This is a genomic window from Streptomyces sp. NBC_00510, from assembly GCA_036013505.1.
Taxonomy (GTDB): Bacteria; Actinomycetota; Actinomycetes; order Streptomycetales; family Streptomycetaceae; genus Actinacidiphila.
In genome coordinates, this window is sequence record CP107851.1 from 4,171,564 (window position 1) to 4,187,665 (window position 16,102).

General features: G+C 73.2%; 16 protein-coding genes. 8 read left to right on the forward strand and 8 right to left on the reverse strand.

The features are described from left to right. Positions 1-72 precede the first annotated feature (72 nt). From xylB to OG937_18420, 3 genes are all read left to right on the forward strand, one after another. The gene (xylB, locus tag OG937_18410) at positions 73-1,485 is read left to right on the forward strand and encodes a xylulokinase (protein ID WUD73514.1); all 1,413 of its coding nucleotides are present in this window, start codon (positions 73-75) and stop codon (positions 1,483-1,485) included. Between the two features lie 165 nt (positions 1,486-1,650). Further along, positions 1,651-2,802, forward strand: a complete 1,152-nt coding sequence (locus OG937_18415) for an ROK family protein (GenBank protein ID WUD78803.1) — start codon at positions 1,651-1,653, stop codon at positions 2,800-2,802. A 168-nt stretch (positions 2,803-2,970) separates the two neighbouring features. Next, positions 2,971-3,858, forward strand: coding sequence for a prohibitin family protein (locus OG937_18420; protein ID WUD73515.1), 888 nt, complete (start codon positions 2,971-2,973; stop codon positions 3,856-3,858). 90 nt (positions 3,859-3,948) lie between these two features. On the opposite strand, the gene OG937_18425 is transcribed toward OG937_18420, so the two are convergent. Then, on the reverse strand, positions 3,949-5,238 hold the full coding sequence (locus OG937_18425) for an Ig-like domain-containing protein (GenBank protein ID WUD73516.1): 1,290 nt from the start codon (positions 5,236-5,238) through the stop codon (positions 3,949-3,951). 249 nt (positions 5,239-5,487) lie between these two features. Continuing rightward, on the reverse strand, positions 5,488-5,883 hold the full coding sequence (locus OG937_18430) for a hypothetical protein (GenBank protein WUD73517.1): 396 nt from the start codon (positions 5,881-5,883) through the stop codon (positions 5,488-5,490). A gap of 189 nt (positions 5,884-6,072) precedes the next feature. Between OG937_18430 and OG937_18435 the strand changes: the two genes are divergently transcribed. Continuing rightward, on the forward strand, positions 6,073-6,360 hold the full coding sequence (locus tag OG937_18435; protein ID WUD73518.1) for a hypothetical protein: 288 nt from the start codon (positions 6,073-6,075) through the stop codon (positions 6,358-6,360). A gap of 70 nt (positions 6,361-6,430) precedes the next feature. Here OG937_18435 and hutH read toward each other — a convergent pair whose 3' ends face one another. From hutH to OG937_18460, 5 genes are all read right to left on the reverse strand, one after another. Next, positions 6,431-8,011, reverse strand: a complete 1,581-nt coding sequence (hutH, locus tag OG937_18440; GenBank protein ID WUD78804.1) for a histidine ammonia-lyase — start codon at positions 8,009-8,011, stop codon at positions 6,431-6,433. A 126-nt stretch (positions 8,012-8,137) separates the two neighbouring features. Then, on the reverse strand, positions 8,138-9,289 hold the full coding sequence (locus tag OG937_18445; GenBank protein WUD73519.1) for a GGDEF domain-containing protein: 1,152 nt from the start codon (positions 9,287-9,289) through the stop codon (positions 8,138-8,140). Positions 9,290-9,388: 99 nt separating this feature from the next. Beyond that, entirely contained in the window at positions 9,389-10,192 is an 804-nt protein-coding gene (locus OG937_18450; protein WUD73520.1) for an enoyl-CoA hydratase-related protein, read from the reverse strand. Between the two features lie 70 nt (positions 10,193-10,262). Continuing rightward, positions 10,263-11,285, reverse strand: a complete 1,023-nt coding sequence (locus OG937_18455) for an adenylate/guanylate cyclase domain-containing protein (protein WUD78805.1) — start codon at positions 11,283-11,285, stop codon at positions 10,263-10,265. Positions 11,286-11,511: 226 nt separating this feature from the next. Then, a complete protein-coding gene (locus OG937_18460) occupies positions 11,512-12,354 on the reverse strand; it encodes a biotin--[acetyl-CoA-carboxylase] ligase (protein WUD73521.1) in 843 nt (280 codons plus the stop codon). A gap of 217 nt (positions 12,355-12,571) precedes the next feature. On the opposite strand from OG937_18460, the gene OG937_18465 reads away from it, so the two are divergent. The 4 genes from OG937_18465 (at position 12,572) to OG937_18480 (ending at position 15,233) form a co-directional block, all read left to right on the forward strand. Next, the gene (locus tag OG937_18465) at positions 12,572-14,161 is read left to right on the forward strand and encodes an acyl-CoA carboxylase subunit beta (GenBank protein WUD73522.1); all 1,590 of its coding nucleotides are present in this window, start codon (positions 12,572-12,574) and stop codon (positions 14,159-14,161) included. A 15-nt stretch (positions 14,162-14,176) separates the two neighbouring features. Beyond that, complete coding sequence (locus OG937_18470; GenBank protein WUD73523.1) at positions 14,177-14,383, forward strand: acyl-CoA carboxylase subunit epsilon; 207 nt, start codon at positions 14,177-14,179, stop codon at positions 14,381-14,383. 92 nt (positions 14,384-14,475) lie between these two features. Continuing rightward, a complete protein-coding gene (locus OG937_18475) occupies positions 14,476-14,607 on the forward strand; it encodes a hypothetical protein (protein ID WUD73524.1) in 132 nt (43 codons plus the stop codon). Between the two features lie 14 nt (positions 14,608-14,621). Further along, a complete protein-coding gene (locus OG937_18480; GenBank protein WUD73525.1) occupies positions 14,622-15,233 on the forward strand; it encodes a Maf-like protein in 612 nt (203 codons plus the stop codon). Between the two features lie 22 nt (positions 15,234-15,255). Here the strand turns inward: OG937_18480 and OG937_18485 are convergent, their stop codons facing one another. Further along, the gene (locus OG937_18485) at positions 15,256-15,714 is read right to left on the reverse strand and encodes a hypothetical protein (protein ID WUD73526.1); all 459 of its coding nucleotides are present in this window, start codon (positions 15,712-15,714) and stop codon (positions 15,256-15,258) included. Positions 15,715-16,102: the final 388 nt, after the last annotated feature.

The following is a 16,102-nucleotide window of genomic DNA, read 5'->3' on the forward strand; positions in this document are numbered from 1 at the left end:
GCGGCGGCTCCTATTCGTAAGACCACTGAACAAATTAATATGCCATCGCCGCTTTGTGAAGGGAGCCGCAGGATGGGTAACGGACCGATCGCGCTGGGTGTGGACAGCTCCACCCAGTCGACCAAGGTGCTCGCAGTCGACGTGGAGACGGGCGAGGTGCTGGCCAGGGGACAGGCCCGGCACACAGTGAGTGAGGGCGCCGGCCGCGAGACCGACCCCGAGGTGTGGTGGCGTGCGCTCGGCGCCGCCCTCGCCCAGATCGGGCCGTACGCGGAGCGCGCCGACGCCATCTCGGTCGGCGGCCAGCAGCACGGCCTGGTCGTCCTCGACCCGGTCGGCAGGCCCCTGCGGCCCGCCCTGCTCTGGAACGACGTGCGGTCCGCCCCGCAGGCCGCCGCGCTGGTGGAGCGGCACGGCGCCGCGTACTGGGCGGAGCGATTCGGCAGCGTGCCCGGCACGAGCTTCACCGTGACCAAGTGGGCCTGGCTCACCGAGCACGAGCCGGAGACCGCCAAGGCCGCCGCGGCCGTGCGCCTCCCGCACGACTTCCTCACCGAGCGGCTCGGCGGCGCCGGCGTCACCGACCGGGGCGACGCCTCCGGCACCGGCTGGTGGGCCACGGACACCGAGACGTACGACGAGGCGCTGCTCGCCGAGATCGGCCTCGACCCGGCCCTGCTGCCCAGGGTCCTGGGCCCCGGCGAGGCCGCGGGGGTCACCCTGCCCGGGCTGCCGCTGCGCGAGGGCGTCCTGGTCGGCGCGGGCACCGGCGACAACGCCGCCGCGGCCCTCGGCCTCGGGCTCCTCCCCGGTCAGCCCGCGCTGAGCCTCGGCACCTCCGGCACGGTCTACACCCCCGCCGCCACCCGGCCCACCGACCCCAGCGGCATCGTCGCCGGCTTCGCGGGCGGGCACGGCGACTGGCTGCCGCTGGCGTGCACCCTCAACTGCACCCTCGCCGTCGACAAGATCGCGGGGCTGCTCTCCCTGGACCGCGAGGCGGTCGAGCCGGGCGGCGGCACGGTCCTGCTGCCCTTCCTCGACGGCGAGCGCACCCCCAACCTGCCGTACGCCTCCGGGCTGCTCACCGGGCTGCGGCACGACACCACCCCCGGGCAGATCCTCCAGGCCGCGTACGACGGCGCGGCGTACGCCCTGCTCACCGCACTCGACCAGGTGCTCGCGGTCGACGGCACCACCTCGGACGAGCCCCTGCTGCTCATCGGCGGCGGCGCCCGCGGAACGGCGTGGCGGGAGACCGTGCGGCGTCTGTCGGGGCGGGCCGTCCGGATCCCCGTCGCGGACGAGCTGGTCGCGCTGGGCGCGGCCGCGCAGGCCGCCGGCCTGCTCACCGGGGAGTCCCCGCAGGCCGTCGCCCGCCGCTGGGACACCACGGCCGGCCCCTCCTACGACCCCGTCCCGCGAGACGACGCCGCGCGCGACCGCCTCGCGGCGGCGCTGGCCGACTCCTTCGACGTGCGGTGAGCCGGTCGCCCCGCCCGGGGTCCGGCCGCCGGGCGGGGCGTGCGAGGGTGGGGGCAGGACGACGTTGACCAGGACGGATGACGGACGAGAGCGGAAGGGGACCGGGGCGTGGCGGAAGGGCCGGGGTCGCAGGCGGGGTTGCGACGGCGGAATCTGGCGCTGGTGATGCGAGCCGTGGCGGAACACGGCGAGGTCTCGCGCGCGGCCGTCGCCGCCGAGGTCGGGCTGACCCGGGCCACCGTGTCGACCCTCGTCGACGAGCTGCTCGCGGCCGGCCTGCTGGTGGAGCTGGGCACCCAGCGCCCCGGCACGGTCGGCCGCCCCGGCACCGCCCTGGCGCTGAACGACACCGGTCCGGCGGGCCTCGGCGCCGAGGTCGGGGTGGACCACCTCGCCGCCGTCGCGGTCGACCTGCGCGGCACCGTGCGCGCCCGGGCCCGTGTCGAGGCGGACAACCGCGGCCGTCCGGCGCCGGAGGTGCTGCGCGAACTCGCGGCGCTCGTCGGCGAGGTGCGGCGGGAGGCGCGGGCCGCCGGACTGAGCGCGGCCGGACTGACGCTCGCCGTGCCGGGCCTGGTCGGCCGGGACCGGCAGGTCGTGATGCGGGCGCCGAACCTCGGCTGGGAGGACGTCGACGCCGCGGGCTGGTTCGACCGGGCCGGCGACGACGGCCTCTCCGGAGCCCGCATCCCGGTCACCGTCGAGAACGAGGCCAACCTCGGCGCCCTCGCCGAGCTCTGGCTGGGCGGCCACGAGGGCGTCACCGACTTCGTGCACGTCTCGGCGGAGATCGGCATCGGCGCGGCGCTGGTCGTCGACGGCCGGTTGTTCCGCGGGGCGCGCGGCTTCGCCGGGGAGCTCGGCCACGTGCCCGTGCACCCGACGGGCCCGCGCTGCTCCTGCGGGGCCCGCGGCTGCCTGGAGCAGTACGCGGGCGAGGAGGCCGTGCTGCGCGCCGCGGGCATCGCCCCGGAGCGGCCGGACGCGCTCAAGGCCCTCCAGGCGGCCGCCGTGGAGGGCGACCCGGCGGCGTTGAAGGCGCTCGCGGCCGCCGGGCAGGCCTTCGGGATCGCGCTGAGCGGCGCGGTGAACCTGCTGGACCCGCAGGCCGTCGTGCTGGGCGGCACGCTGGCCTCGCTGGCGCCGTGGCTGCGCTCGGCCGTCGAACGCGAGCTGGGCCGCCGCGTGACGGACCGTCAATGGCGCGCGGACGCCGTGCGGGTGTCCCGGCTGGGCCGCGAGGGCGTGCTGCTCGGGGCGGCGTACAGCGTGGTGCGCTCGGTCCTGGACGACCCCCAGGCGCTGCGGACGCGGTAGCCCCCGCGGCGCCCACTCCAGGGCCTGCGTCCGGGCCCGGCAACAGCCTCGCAACAGCTCGTCACGGCTCGTCACACGACGTACGGAACCGTCACCTCGGGCCGTTACGATGCGCTGCGCGGCGCGGCCGGGGGGCGGCGCCGGTCCGTGTTCCGGAGGGGGATCCCTGTGTTCGTGCTGTCCATCCTGCTGCTCATGGCGGCGGTCGTGCTGTTCTTCGTCGCCCGGGGCCAGAGCTCCGTCGGCTGGAAGCTGGGAGCGGCGCTCAGCGCCCTGGCGGGCGTGCTGGCCGGCGTCTTCGCGTGCGTCCACGTCGTGAGCGCCTACGAAGTCGGCGTCCCGGTGACCTTCGGCAAGGTCGGCTCCCCGCTGACCTCCGGCATCCACTTCAGGTCGCCGTTCACCGACGTCACGTCGTTCTCCACGCGCCCGGTCGACCTCGATCTGCACGACAAGGACGTGGTCGAGGTGCGCTCCTCGCAGGGCGGGGTGCTCTACGCCGACGTGACCATCAAGTGGGCCGTGGTGCCGGCCAAGGCCGTCGAGCTCTACCGGCTGGCGGGCAACGAGGAGGCCATCCAGTCGCGGCTGGTGATGCCGGACAGCCGCGAGATCATCCGCAACGTCTTCGCCAAGCACAGCAGCGAGGAGGGGTACGCCTCCGGCCGCGAGCGGATCGGGTCGGAGATCGACGCCCTGATCAAGCAGCGCCTCGCCCCGCGCGGCATCGACGTCACCGCGGTGAACCTGCGCAACGTGCGGCCCTCCGACCAGTTGCAGGAGCAGATCGACAAGAAGATCCAGCAGCAGCAGGCCACCGAGCGGGCCACCGAGGCGGCCAGGACGGCCAAGGCCGAGGCGGAGCGCAAGCGGATCGAGGCGGAGGGCATCGCGAGCGCCAACCGGATCATCGCGCGGTCGCTGAGCGACAAGGTGCTCTACAACCAGTGCCTGGACGCCTACCGCGAGGCCGCGAAGTCCAACCCCGTGTACGCGGTGCCCTGCGGCACGGGCGCGAACGGCTCCCCGGTCATCGTGGACGGCACGAAGGACTGACGGCCCGCCCGAGGAGGGCGCCAAGGACGCCACAGGGGCCCGGAACCATGAGGTTCCGGGCCCCTGCCGCCGTCCGGGGCGGGAGCGGTCTCAGACCGCGCTGCCGGCCTTCCAGGCGCTCCAGTTCATGTTCCAGCCGTTGAGGCCGTTCGCCGGGTCGACGGTCTTGTCCTTGGAGTTCTTCACGATCACGACGTCGCCGACGATCGAGTTCGTGTAGAACCAGTAGGCGTCGGTGGAGGTGTCCTTGGCGCCCTTGGTGTCGTTCAGGCCCACGCAGCCGTGGCTGGTGTTGACGGCGCCGAACACCGAGTCGGCGCCCCAGTAGTTGCCGTGGATGAAGGTGCCGGACGTGGTCAGGCGGATCGCGTGCGGCACGTCCTTGATGTCGTACTCGCCCTTGCCGTCGTCGTCGGTGAAGCCGACGGTGGCGCCGTTCATCCGGGTCTCGGTGAACTTCTCCGACATCACCATCTGGCCGTTGTAGGTGGTGTTCTCGTCCGAGCCTGCGGAGATCGGGATGTCGCGGATGACCTTGCCGTCGCGCACGACCTTCATCCGGTGGGTCGAGGCGTCGACCGTCGAGACCTGGCTGCGACCGATCTTGAAGCTGACGGTCTTCTCCTGGACGCCGTAGACGCCGGAGGAGCCCTCGACGCCGTCGAGGTTCAGCTTGAGGGTGACGGTGGAGCCGGCCTGCCAGTAGGACTCGGGGCGGAAGTCGAGCCGGGTGGAGTTGAACCAGTGGCCGACGACCTCCTGGCCGCTGCTGGAGGTCACCGCGATCGCCGACTGGACGGCCTTCTTGTCCTCGATCGCCTTGGTGAAGTTGATCGAGACCGGCATGCCCACGCCGACGGTCTGGCCGTTCTCGGGCGTGTAGTAGCCGATGAAGCTGTGCGCGGAGGTGACCGTGGTGAAGGTGGAGTTCTCGGCGGCCTTGCGGCCCTTGCCGTCCTCCGCCTTGGCGGCGATCTTGTACTGGGTCTCCCGCTTCAGCGGGCCGTCGGGCGCCCAGCTCGAGCCGTCCGCGGAGATCGTGCCCTTGACGTCGGAGCCGTCGGCGACCGAGGTCATGGTGACGCTGGTGAGCTCACCGTCGGTCACCTGCACCTTGGCGCCCGTGTTGATGCTGACGTCGCTGGCGCCGGTCTTCGGGGTGATCGATATTCGGGCGTCCGAGGAGTCCTTGGCCGCCTGCTCGTCGACCGAGGCCTGCGACTTGGCGTTGTTGTCGGAACCGGCCGTGCCCGCCTTGTCTCCCCCGCAGGCGGTCAGCGTGATCGCCCCGACGGCGAGCAGCGCCAGAGCTGCCAGCCCGGCTCGCCGCTTGCGCGAGGGACTCGTGTCGGTGGCTGTGCCGGTCTCGGCGCGCTTCACACAGATCTCCAATGTCTTCCGGTACGCGTTTCCCCCGGCCCGCGTGCGTCGCGGGCCACGGCCCTCGATCGAGCCTCACTCGTACGTCCAGGAACTGCCAGGGTCTTTGGTCCGTTCCCCCACCCCGGGAAGTGTGGGGAAGAACACGTGCGTGACGCACGTGACATGGGCGCGGTCACGCGGCCCGTGCGAAACCCCGGACCCGTGAGGGGCCCGGGGCGGGTGAGTCACGCACTGCCGAAGACGCGTTCAGCGTCCCTGCGGTTCCTCCTCCTCGATGTCGGCTTCGTCCACCTCGTCGTCCACCTCGTCGTCGGCCTCGTCGTCGTAGAGGTCCCACTCGTCGGAGTCGGGGTCGTACTCGGTGTGGGCACAGGACCAGGACGCCTGCACCAGTTCGATCCCCGGCACGCTGGTGACCAGGTCGAACGGATCGACCAGGTAGGCCAGCGCCTCCGACTCGTCCTGCCGCACCGACGCCTCGGCGTGCTGCCGCTCGTCGTCCGGCATGTACTCGTCGCCGCCGATCTGGTCCAGCGCGGCGTCGGTCAGCTCGCCGGACCCGGTGATCTCCAGGACCAGCTCCACCTGGAGCCGCACGTAGCGCGGCCCGCTCTCCCCGGTGGGGATGTCAGTAGTGCTCATGTGACGGAGCGTATGCGGGGGAACGGCCCCCGTTGCGCAGGCAGTCCGCTTCCGGCGCGGAAGGATACCCGCGGCGGCCCTCCGGGAACCCGCGGAAGCTCCGGTTCCGGGGTCGAACTTCCCTCAGCGGCGGTTGTCTCACTACCATCGGCCTTCACGGTCAAGTCGCCGCAACCGCTGGGGGATCCGTTGACCTCGCACCGTCCACCCGCTTTCGTCGCCGTCACGGCTGCCGCCGTCCTCGGCGCCCTGTACTTCGTGCCCAACGCGTCCGCCAGTGCCGAGCACACGGCGAACACGAGCGCGCAGTCGTCCGTTTCGACCGCCACCACCGGGTCGGGCACCGACCAGGGACAGCACCTGGCGGACACCGGCAGCGTCGACACCACGCCGTACCTGGTCGGCGGCACCGCCTTCCTCGGTCTGGGCGCGGCGCTCGTGATCAACGCGAGCCGCCGAGCCCGCGAGATGTACTAGGCCCTGTCGGACCAGAACCCGCCCGCCCCGGCCGGAGGCCGGGGCGGGCGGGTTCTGGTCGGGGTCAGTGTCAGGCGAGCGGGCCGGTGACCGACTCGGCCGCCGCCACCAGACCGCCGCCGCGCACGAAGTCGTACGCCGCCTCCAGGTCCGGGGACAGGAAGCGGTCCGGACCGGGTCCGCCCACTCCGGCCTCGCGCGCCGCCTTCACCACGGCCTGGGTCGCCGGGGCGGCCACCAGTACCTCGCTGCCCTGCACGCGCAGCTCGACGGCGCGCGACGCGGCCATCAGCTCGACCGCCACGATCCGGGCCAGGTTGTCCACCGCCTGCCGCAGCTTGCGCGCGGCCGACCAGCCCATCGACACGTGGTCCTCCTGCATCGCCGAGGACGGGATGGAGTCCACCGAGGCCGGGACCGCGAGCCGCTTGTTCTCGCTGACCAGCGCGGCCTGCGTGTACTGGGCGATCATCAGGCCGGAGTCCACGCCCGGGTCGTCGGCCAGGAAGGCGGGCAGGCCGTGCGAACGGCTCTTGTCCAGCAGCCGGTCGGTGCGCCGCTCCGCTATCGACCCGAGGTCGGCCGCCGCGATGGCCAGGAAGTCCAGCACGTAGGCGACGGGGGCGCCGTGGAAGTTGCCGTTGGACTCCACCCTCCCTCCCCCAGAGCCTTCGGCCTGGGAGGTGCCCCCAGCGAAGACGACCGGGTTGTCGACGGCGGAGACCAGCTCGCGGTCGGCGACCGTCATGGCGTGCGTCACGGTGTCCCGGCCGGCGCCGGCCACCTGCGGGGCGCAGCGGATCGAGTACGCGTCCTGGACCCGCGGGGCGTCGTCCTGGTGGTGCCCGGTGAGCCCGGAGCCGGCGAGCACACGGCGCATGTTCTCGGCGCTGGCCGCCTGGCCGGGGTGCGGGCGGATCGCGTGGAGCTCGGGGGCGAGCACCTTGTCCGTGCCCAGCAGCGCCTCCATCGACAGCGCGGCGGTGACGTCTGCGGCGGTGAACAGCCGGCGCAGGTCGTCGATGGCCATGACGAGCATGCCGAGCATGCCGTCGGTGCCGTTGATGAGGGCCAGGCCCTCCTTCTCGCGCAGCTCGACGGGCTCGATGCCGTGCTTGGCCAGCAGCTCCGCGGAGGGGCGCACGACGCCGTCGGGGCCCTCCGCCTCGCCCTCGCCCATCAGGACCAGCGCGCAGTGCGAGAGCGGTGCCAGGTCGCCGGAGCAGCCCAGGGAGCCGTACTCGTGGACGACGGGGGTGATGCCCGCGTTGAGCAGCGCGGCCATCGTCTCGGCGACGACCGGACGGACACCGGTACGGCCGGAGGCCAGCGTCTTCAGCCGCAGGAACATCAGCGCGCGCACCACCTCGCGCTCCACGTGCGGGCCCATGCCGGCGGCGTGCGAGCGCACCAGGCTGCGCTGCAGCTGCGCGCGCAGCTCGGGGCTGATGTGCCGCACCGCGAGCGCGCCGAAGCCCGTCGAGACGCCGTAGACCGGCTCCGGTTTCGCCGCCAGGGCCTCCACGACCTCGCGCGCCGCGGCGATCCCGGCCAGCGCCTCCGCAGACAGCTCGACCCGCGCGCCACCGCGGGCCACCGCCAGCACGTCCTCCGCCGCGGCCCCGTGGGCCCCGATCACCACGTTATGCATACTCATATTCACGAACCCTACGGACTGAATCGCTACCTGTCACGTGCCGGACGGGCCTCTTCCGCGCGGCCCTCGCCGCACCCGCCGGCCCGTCCCATGGTCCGCTCCCCGGGCCCCGGGCGGGCTTCAGTCCCGCCCCCGGAAGCGGCGCCGCTCCACGTCGTGGCCCGCGGGCTGGTCGGCGAGCCGGACCACCGGGTCCTCGGGCGCCCCGCGCCCGGCGACCACCGGCTCCACCGAGTGCAGGGCCTTCGCCCGGTACTGGGCCGCGTCCGCCAGCCGGAACAGCCGGCGCCCCGAGGTCACCACGCCGATCTCGGCGTCCGTGGAGGCCACCCCGACCGCCACCCCGTCGCCCAGCCCCAGCCACTTGGTCCGCACGCACAGCTCCTCGGCGACCACCACGACCTGCTCCGCGCGGTGCCCGACCGACAGCAGGCAGAACTCGTCGCCGCCCAGCCGCGCCACCAGGCTGCCCTGCAGGGCGGCCCCGCACAGCGACAGCACGGAGCCGAAGCCGACCAGCAGCCGGTCGCCGACCGCGTGCCCGAGCTGGTCGTTGACCCGTTTGAGCCCGTTGAGGTCGCAGACCATCAGGCTCACCGGGGTCCCGTCGGCCCGGTGCCGTTCCACCGCCTCCTCCAGCCGCTGGTCGACCGCCCGCCGGTTGGCCAGCCCGGTCAGCGGGTCGGTGAAGGCCAGCCGGCGCACCTCCGCCAGCCGCTCGGTCTGGGCGATCCCGGCCGCGGTGAGCGCCGCGAGCACGGTCGCGAACTCGGCGTCGTCCCGGTCGAAGACCGGCCGCCCGGCGCCCCGGGCCACGTACAGCTCGCCCCAGGCGAGCCCGTGCAGCATGATCGGCGCGACGACGCAGGAGGTACGGCCGCGCCGCCGCAGCGTGGCCACCCGCTGGTGGCAGTAGGCACCGGTACGGCCCTCCGCCGGGCCCTCGGCCGTCTCGATCCAGGCGTGCGGCTCGCCGCCCTCGGTCCACTTCGCGTGCAGGAACTCCACGATCTCCGGGAAGTCCGCGACCGAGTACACCTCCTCGACGGGCTGCGGCTCCTCGCCGGGCGCCAGGTCCCCGTCGTTGACCAGCACCCGCAGCCGCCCCCGGTCGCGCTCCCAGCGGGAGATCGCCGCCATGGAACCGCCGAGGGCGAACCGTGCCGAGGACGCGGCGGCGACGACCGCCTCCATGGGCGACTTCGCCGCCGCCACCGCCCGCGCGAGTTCGGCGACGGCGCGCAGTCGAGCGTCCCCGCCGGTGCCGTTCATGCGCCCGTCTCCTGTCGCCCGCAGACTTTTTACCAGTTTGCGACGTTCGCACGGCCCCGCACGTTACGCGCCCGTCGGCGCGGTCGTTTTCCGCCTCAATCACTCACCCGGCCACACCGGGTCGCGCTTCTCGTTGAAGGCCGCGACACCCTCGGTGCGGTCCCCGGAGAAGGCGACCGTGCGCCACGCGGCGTCCTCGACGTCCAGCCCGGTCCGCAGGTCCGTACCCTGGCCCAGCCGCAGCGCCCGCTTGGCCGCACGCAGGCCCACCGGCGAGTTCCCGGCGATCCGCGAGGCCAGGCCGAGCGCCTCCACACGGTCCTGGCCCTCCTCCGCGAGCACGTCCACCAGACCCAGCGCCAGCGCCTCCGCCGCGGGCACCCGGCGCCCGGTGAAGATCAGCTGCGCCGCCCGGGCCGCGCCCACCCGGCGCGGCAGCAACTGCGTGCCGCCGCCACCGGGGATCACGCCCACCGTGACCTCCGGCAGCCCCACGACGGCCGTCGGGTCGGCGACGATCACGTCGCACGCCAGCGCCAGCTCGTACCCGCCGCCGAGGGCGAAGCCGTGCACCGAGGCCACGGACGGCATCGGCAGTTCCAGCACGGCCGTGTAGGCGGCCCGCGTGTACGGGCGCTGCCGCGCGAGGTCGGCGTCGGTGAAGGAGTTGCGCTCCTTCAGGTCGGCGCCCACGCAGAACGCCCGCTCATGGGTCGAGGTGAGCACGGCACAGCTGACCGACCGGTCGGCGGACAGCGCCGCGCACGCCTCGGTGACCGCCCGGGCCATGTCCGTCGAGATGGCGTTCATCGCCTTGGGCCGGTCCAGCACCAGTTCCGCCACCCGCCCGGCGTCACCGTGCCTGCGTACCGCCACCCACTCGCCAAACCGCTGCTCGGCCATCGCGCCGCCACCTCCGGGTCGCTGTTAACGATCGTGAACCGTCGACCGCCAGCGTAGTGGGCGTGCCCGCTCAGCCGCCCCGGCGGTTCAGCAGCCAGGGCTCGACCACGCCGAGACCGCGCACCGGCCGCCGCCACATGGGCTGCAGCCCGAAGCGGTACTTCTCCTCCGACCCGGGCTCGATCTCCGCCTCCGACTCGGGTGCCTCGCCCGCCGCGACGAGCGCCTGCGCCAGCTCGCCGTCGACGAGCACCGCGTCCCGTGGCGCTATCGAGGTCAGCCGGCTCGCCAGGTTCACCGTGGTGCCGAAGACGTCGCCCATGCGGGTCGTGACGGTGCCGAAGGCCATGCCGACGCGCAGCGCCGGCATCGTCTCGTCGCCGTTCATCGTCTCGATCAGCCGCATGCCGATCTCGGCGGCCGTGCCGGCGTCGTCCGCGACGAACAGCACTTCGTCACCGAGGGTCTTGATGAGCCGTCCGCCGTGCGCGGCCACCTGGTCGGCGGCCGTGGTCTCGAAGGCCTCGACCAGCTCGCCGAGTTCCTCCTCCTCCAGCCGCCGGGTGAGCCGGGTGAAGCCGACGAGGTCGGCGAAGCCGACCGCCAGCCGGCGGTCGACGGCCTCCTCGTCGTCCGAGCGGACGACCCGGCTGGTGGCGGCGGCGAGCTGGCGCCGCCACACGTAGGTGAGGAACTCCTCCAGCTCCGGCAGCAGCAGCTCGACCAGCGGATAGGCCACCTCGCCCCGGGTCATGCCGGGTTCGGGCGGCTCGGTGAGCTCCTCCAGGAAGGAGTCGGTCTGCCACTCGGCCAGCCGGGCCGTGGTCTGGCCGGTGGAGCGGGCGACCTGGATCGCCGTGCTCTCGCTGATCAGCCCGGCCTCGACCAGACCGGCCAGACGGCGCAGCGCCAGGACGTCGGCCTCGGTCAGCGCGCGTGCCTGGCCGATGTCGGCGAAGCCCATCGCGCGCCAGAACCGGGCGGCGAGGTCCATGGAGACGCCGGCGCTGCGGGCCGCCTGAAAGGGTGTGTAGTGCCGTCCGGAGCCCAGGATCAGGTGCTCCAGGCGCAGTGCGATCGGGTCCTCTTCGATGGCGTGGGACCGGGCGGATCCGCCCCGTTCCTCGGGCTCCTCGCGCTCGTCGTAGTCCTCGTGTTCCGCGTGTTCGCGACGAGGCCCGCCCGGCTCTTCGTGCGGCGGGAGGTCGCTCGCGTCGTCCACGGTCACCGCCCGCCCCCTCCTGGGTCCCTGCCCACCGGCCCTTCCGATCACCGCGTCGGAGGCTGCCGCCTCAACAATACGGCAGGTGTGGCCTGGCTCACTGTCCCGCCGGCCGCACGTGGACGACGTCGCCCGCGGCGACCGCCCGCTCGCCCTCGCCGGTCGCGACGACCAGCCGCCCGTCGTCGTCGACGGCCACCGCCCGCCCGCCGACCTCGCCCCCGCCGGGGAGTTCGGCGCGCACGGTGCGGCCGAGCGTCACGCAGCCGGCGGCGTACGCCTGCTGCAGCCGGGAGCCGGCCGGATCGCCGTCGGCGCGCAGCCACTCGCCGTACCAGTCGGCCACGGAACGCAGCACCGCGCGCAGCAGCGGGTCGCGGTCGGTGACCTTGGCCCCGGCGAGCATGAGCGAGCCCGCGGCGGGGACCGGCAGCTCCTCCTCGCGGAGGGTGACGTTGAGGCCGATGCCGATCACCACGGCGTCGTCGCCGACGCGCTCGGCGAGGATGCCGCCGGTCTTCCGTTCCTCGCCGTCGACGGTGACGAGCACGTCGTTGGGCCACTTCAGCCCGGTGTCCACGCCCGCCGTCCGCGCCACGGCGGTGGCCGTCGCCACACCGGCCAGCAGGGGCAGCCAGCCCCAGCGCCGGGGCGGGACGGAGGTCGGCCGCAGCAGCACGGAGAAGAACAGCCCGGAGCGGGCGGGGGCCTGCCACTGGCGGTCCAGGCGGCCGCGCCCCGCGGACTGCTCCTCGGCGACCAGCACCGCGCCCTCGGCGGCGCCCTCCCGGGCCCGGGCGCCCAGGTCGCTGTTGGTGGAGCCGGTGGAGTCGACCACGTCCAGGTCGGTCCACAGGCTGTCGGGGGTGACGATCGCGCGGCGCAGGGCGGCCGCCTTGAGCGGCGGCCGCTCGAGGTCGGACCAGCGGTTCGAGGTCATACCTCCCAGCCTAGGGTCTGCCCTCCGGATCGCCGCGGACGTGCCCGCCGGGGCCCGGGACGACGCGGCGGCCGGGAAGGCGGACCCTGGGAGTGGAGTGTGGCCAACGCCGCACTGACCGGGCAGCATCCGCGCGGTTACGCTACGAAAACAGCATTACTCGCCAGTCACGTCACACCCTCAGCACGACCCGACGAGAGCAGGAGAGCCGCCTCCCATGGCCGAGCCGGAGATCGACATCCACACCACCGCGGGGAAGCTCGCGGACCTGCGCCGCCGCGTTGACGAGGCGACCCACGCCGGCTCGGCGCGCGCGGTGGAGAAGCAGCACGCCAAGGGCAAGCTGACCGCGCGTGAGCGCATCGAACTGCTGCTGGACGAGGGCTCCTTCGTCGAACTGGACGAGCTGGCCCGGCACCGCTCGACCAACTTCGGCCTGGAGAAGAACCGCCCCTACGGGGACGGCGTCGTCACCGGCTACGGCACCGTGGACGGCCGCCCGGTGGCGGTCTTCTCGCAGGACTTCACCGTGTTCGGCGGCGCGCTCGGCGAGGTCTACGGCGAGAAGATCGTCAAGGTCATGGACTGGGCGCTGAAGACCGGCTGCCCGGTCATCGGCATCAACGACTCCGGGGGCGCGCGCATCCAGGAGGGCGTCACCTCGCTCGGCCTGTACGGCGAGATCTTCCGCCGCAACACCCACGCCTCCGGCGTCATCCCGCAGATCTCGCTGATCCTGGGCCCCTGCGCGGGCGGCGCGGTCTACTCCCCCGCCATCACCGACTTCGTGGTGATGGTCGACCAGACCTCGCACATGTTCATCACCGGCCCGGACGTCATCAAGACCGTCACCGGTGAGGACGTCGGCTTCGAGGAACTGGGCGGCGCCCGTTCGCACAACACCGTGTCCGGCAACGCGCACCACATGGCCGGCGACGAGAAGGACGCCATCGAGTACGTCAAGGCGCTGCTGTCCTACCTGCCGTCCAACAACCTCCAGGAGGCCCCGGCCTTCCCGCAGGAGGCGGAGCCGGAGGTGTCGGCGCAGGACCTCGAGCTCGACACCCTGATCCCGGACTCGGCGAACCAGCCGTACGACATGCACCAGGTCATCGAGCACGTCCTGGACGACGGCGAGTTCCTGGAGACCCAGGCGCTGTTCGCGCCCAACATCGTCACCGGCTTCGGCCGGATCGAGGGCCACCCGGTCGGCGTCGTCGCCAACCAGCCGATGCAGTTCGCCGGCTGCCTGGACATCAACGCCAGCGAGAAGGCGGCGCGTTTCGTCCGCACCTGCGACAGCTTCAACGTCCCGGTCGTCACCTTCGTCGACGTCCCCGGCTTCCTGCCCGGCACCGACCAGGAGTGGAACGGCATCATCCGGCGCGGCGCCAAACTGATCTACGCCTACGCCGAGGCCACGGTCCCGCTGATCACCGTCATCACGCGCAAGGCGTTCGGCGGCGCCTACGACGTCATGGGCTCCAAGCACCTGGGCGCCGACCTCAACCTGGCCTGGCCGACCGCCCAGATCGCCGTCATGGGCGCCCAGGGCGCCGTCAACATCCTGCACCGCCGGACCCTGGCCGAGGCGGGCTCCCCGGAGGAGGCGGAGGCGCTGCGCGCCCAGCTGATGCAGGAGTACGAGGACACCCTGCTCAACCCCTACGTCGCCGCGGAGCGCGGCTACGTCGACGGCGTGATCCTGCCCTCGGAGACCCGCACGCACCTGGTGAAGGCGCTGCGGACGCTGCGCAACAAGCGCGAGAGCCTGCCCCCCAAGAAGCACGGCAACATCCCCCTGTAAGGAGCGCGCCCAGCCATGGTGATCAAGGTCGAACGGGGCAACCCGACCCCCGAGGAGCTGGCGGCCGTCGTGGCCCTCGTCCAGGCCCGGGCCGCGGCGGCCGCGGGGCCCGCCGACGGCCCGCGGGCGTCCGACGAGTGGGCCTCCCCCGCGCGCAACGTCCCCGGCCGGATGCTGCGCCCGGCGCCGGCGGCCTGGCGCGCCACCTACTGGCCGCACTGAGCACGGAGCGGACGGAAATGGTCCGCATGCCCGCCCGCGCCTGAGTATCCGTACTCAGGCGCGGGCGTCCGCCACGGCGCAACCTGGACGGCATGCTGTGGTCAGACCCGTCCGACGAACCCCCCGAGGAGATGCGGCAGGCGCAGGCGATGCTGCGCCGCGCGATGATCGTGATCGCCGTCGCCGTCCCCCTGATCACGGCCCTGGTGGCCTGGCGCGGCTGACTACGATGACGGGCATGACCGACAGCAGCCGCAGCCCCCGCCCGCTCGTCCTCGCCTCTGCCTCCCCCGCGCGCCTGGGACTGCTGAAGCAGGCCGGGCTCGACCCGCGGGTCGTCGTCAGCGGCGTCGACGAGGACGCGATCAGCGCGGACACGCCCGCCGAGCTGGCCCGGGTGCTGGCCGAGGCCAAGGCCTCGGTGGTCGCGGCCCAGCTCTCCGACGGCGAGGTGGTCGTCGGCTGCGACTCCGTCCTGGACCTGGACGGCCAGGCGCTGGGCAAGCCGGTCGACGCCGAGGACGCCACGGCCCGCTGGAAGTCCATGCGCGGCCGCTCCGGTGTGCTGCGGACCGGTCACTGCGTCATCGACCTCGCCACCGGCCGCCGGGTCTCGGCCACCGCCTCCACCACGGTGCGGTTCGGCACCCCGGACGACGACGAGATCGCCGCCTACGTCGCCTCGGGCGAGCCGCTGTACGTGGCCGGCGCCTTCACCCTCGACGGCCGTTCCGCGCCGTTCGTCGAGGGCATCGAGGGCGACCACGGCAACGTCATCGGCATCTCGCTGCCGCTGCTGCGCCGTCTGCTCGCCGAGCTGGACCTGCGCATCACCGACTTCTGGGTCTGACCGGTCCGACCGGTCGGCCCGGTCAGACGGCGGCGGGGGCCACCGGCGGCGGGGGCGTGGTCCCGCCGGGCTCGTCGCCCGGACCCGGGGCCGGACCGGCGGCCGGGGCCTCCTCCCCCGCGTAGAGCACCAGGGCGAGCACCACGAACCCCAGGATCACCATCATCCCCACGAACGCTGCCCAGCCCACCGGGGCCGCCAGGCCCGCGCCCAGGACCGCGTGGGTCACCGCGCACACGATGAGCACGATCCGGCCGAAGCGGCCCGGCGCCCGGTCGCGCTGCGCCATGCGGACGAGGACGACCGCGCACCCGATGAGGAAGAGCGCCATCAGCACACCGGCCGCCCACGCGCCCACCGCCATGGCGTCCGGATCGAGCCCGGCCAGGGACATCTGCTGGTGGCGCACGGCTATGCCCATGATCCAGTTGACGAAGGCGAACCCGAACGCCTCCAGGACCAACAACACAGCCGCCGCCACGGCGACACTTCTGCGCACTGCGCGCCCCCTGTCCCAGGACCCCATTACCGGCGGTATTTCGTGGGCCGAACGCTACTAACGGGTAGGAGTTGCGGCAAGAGTCCGCGCGGCACCACCCGTATGGGGCGCCGGTCCGGCAAAGATTTCCCCGGGCCTTCGTGGAGTTCCCACAAAAAAAGCGCCACGTCGGTCACGGTGGAGGACGGTGACCCGGCCCACACCCCAGGGCCTCAAGCACCGGGATAAATGGGGCTTTACCGTAGGAAGCCAAGGCATCCGGGTCCCGAATGGGGGCCCGTATCACCCTCCGTGTGGGCAAGCTCACCCCCAGGGGTGCCTCGGCACGAAGTGTCGCCAGTACCTAAACTCTGCTTGTTTCAAGGAGGGA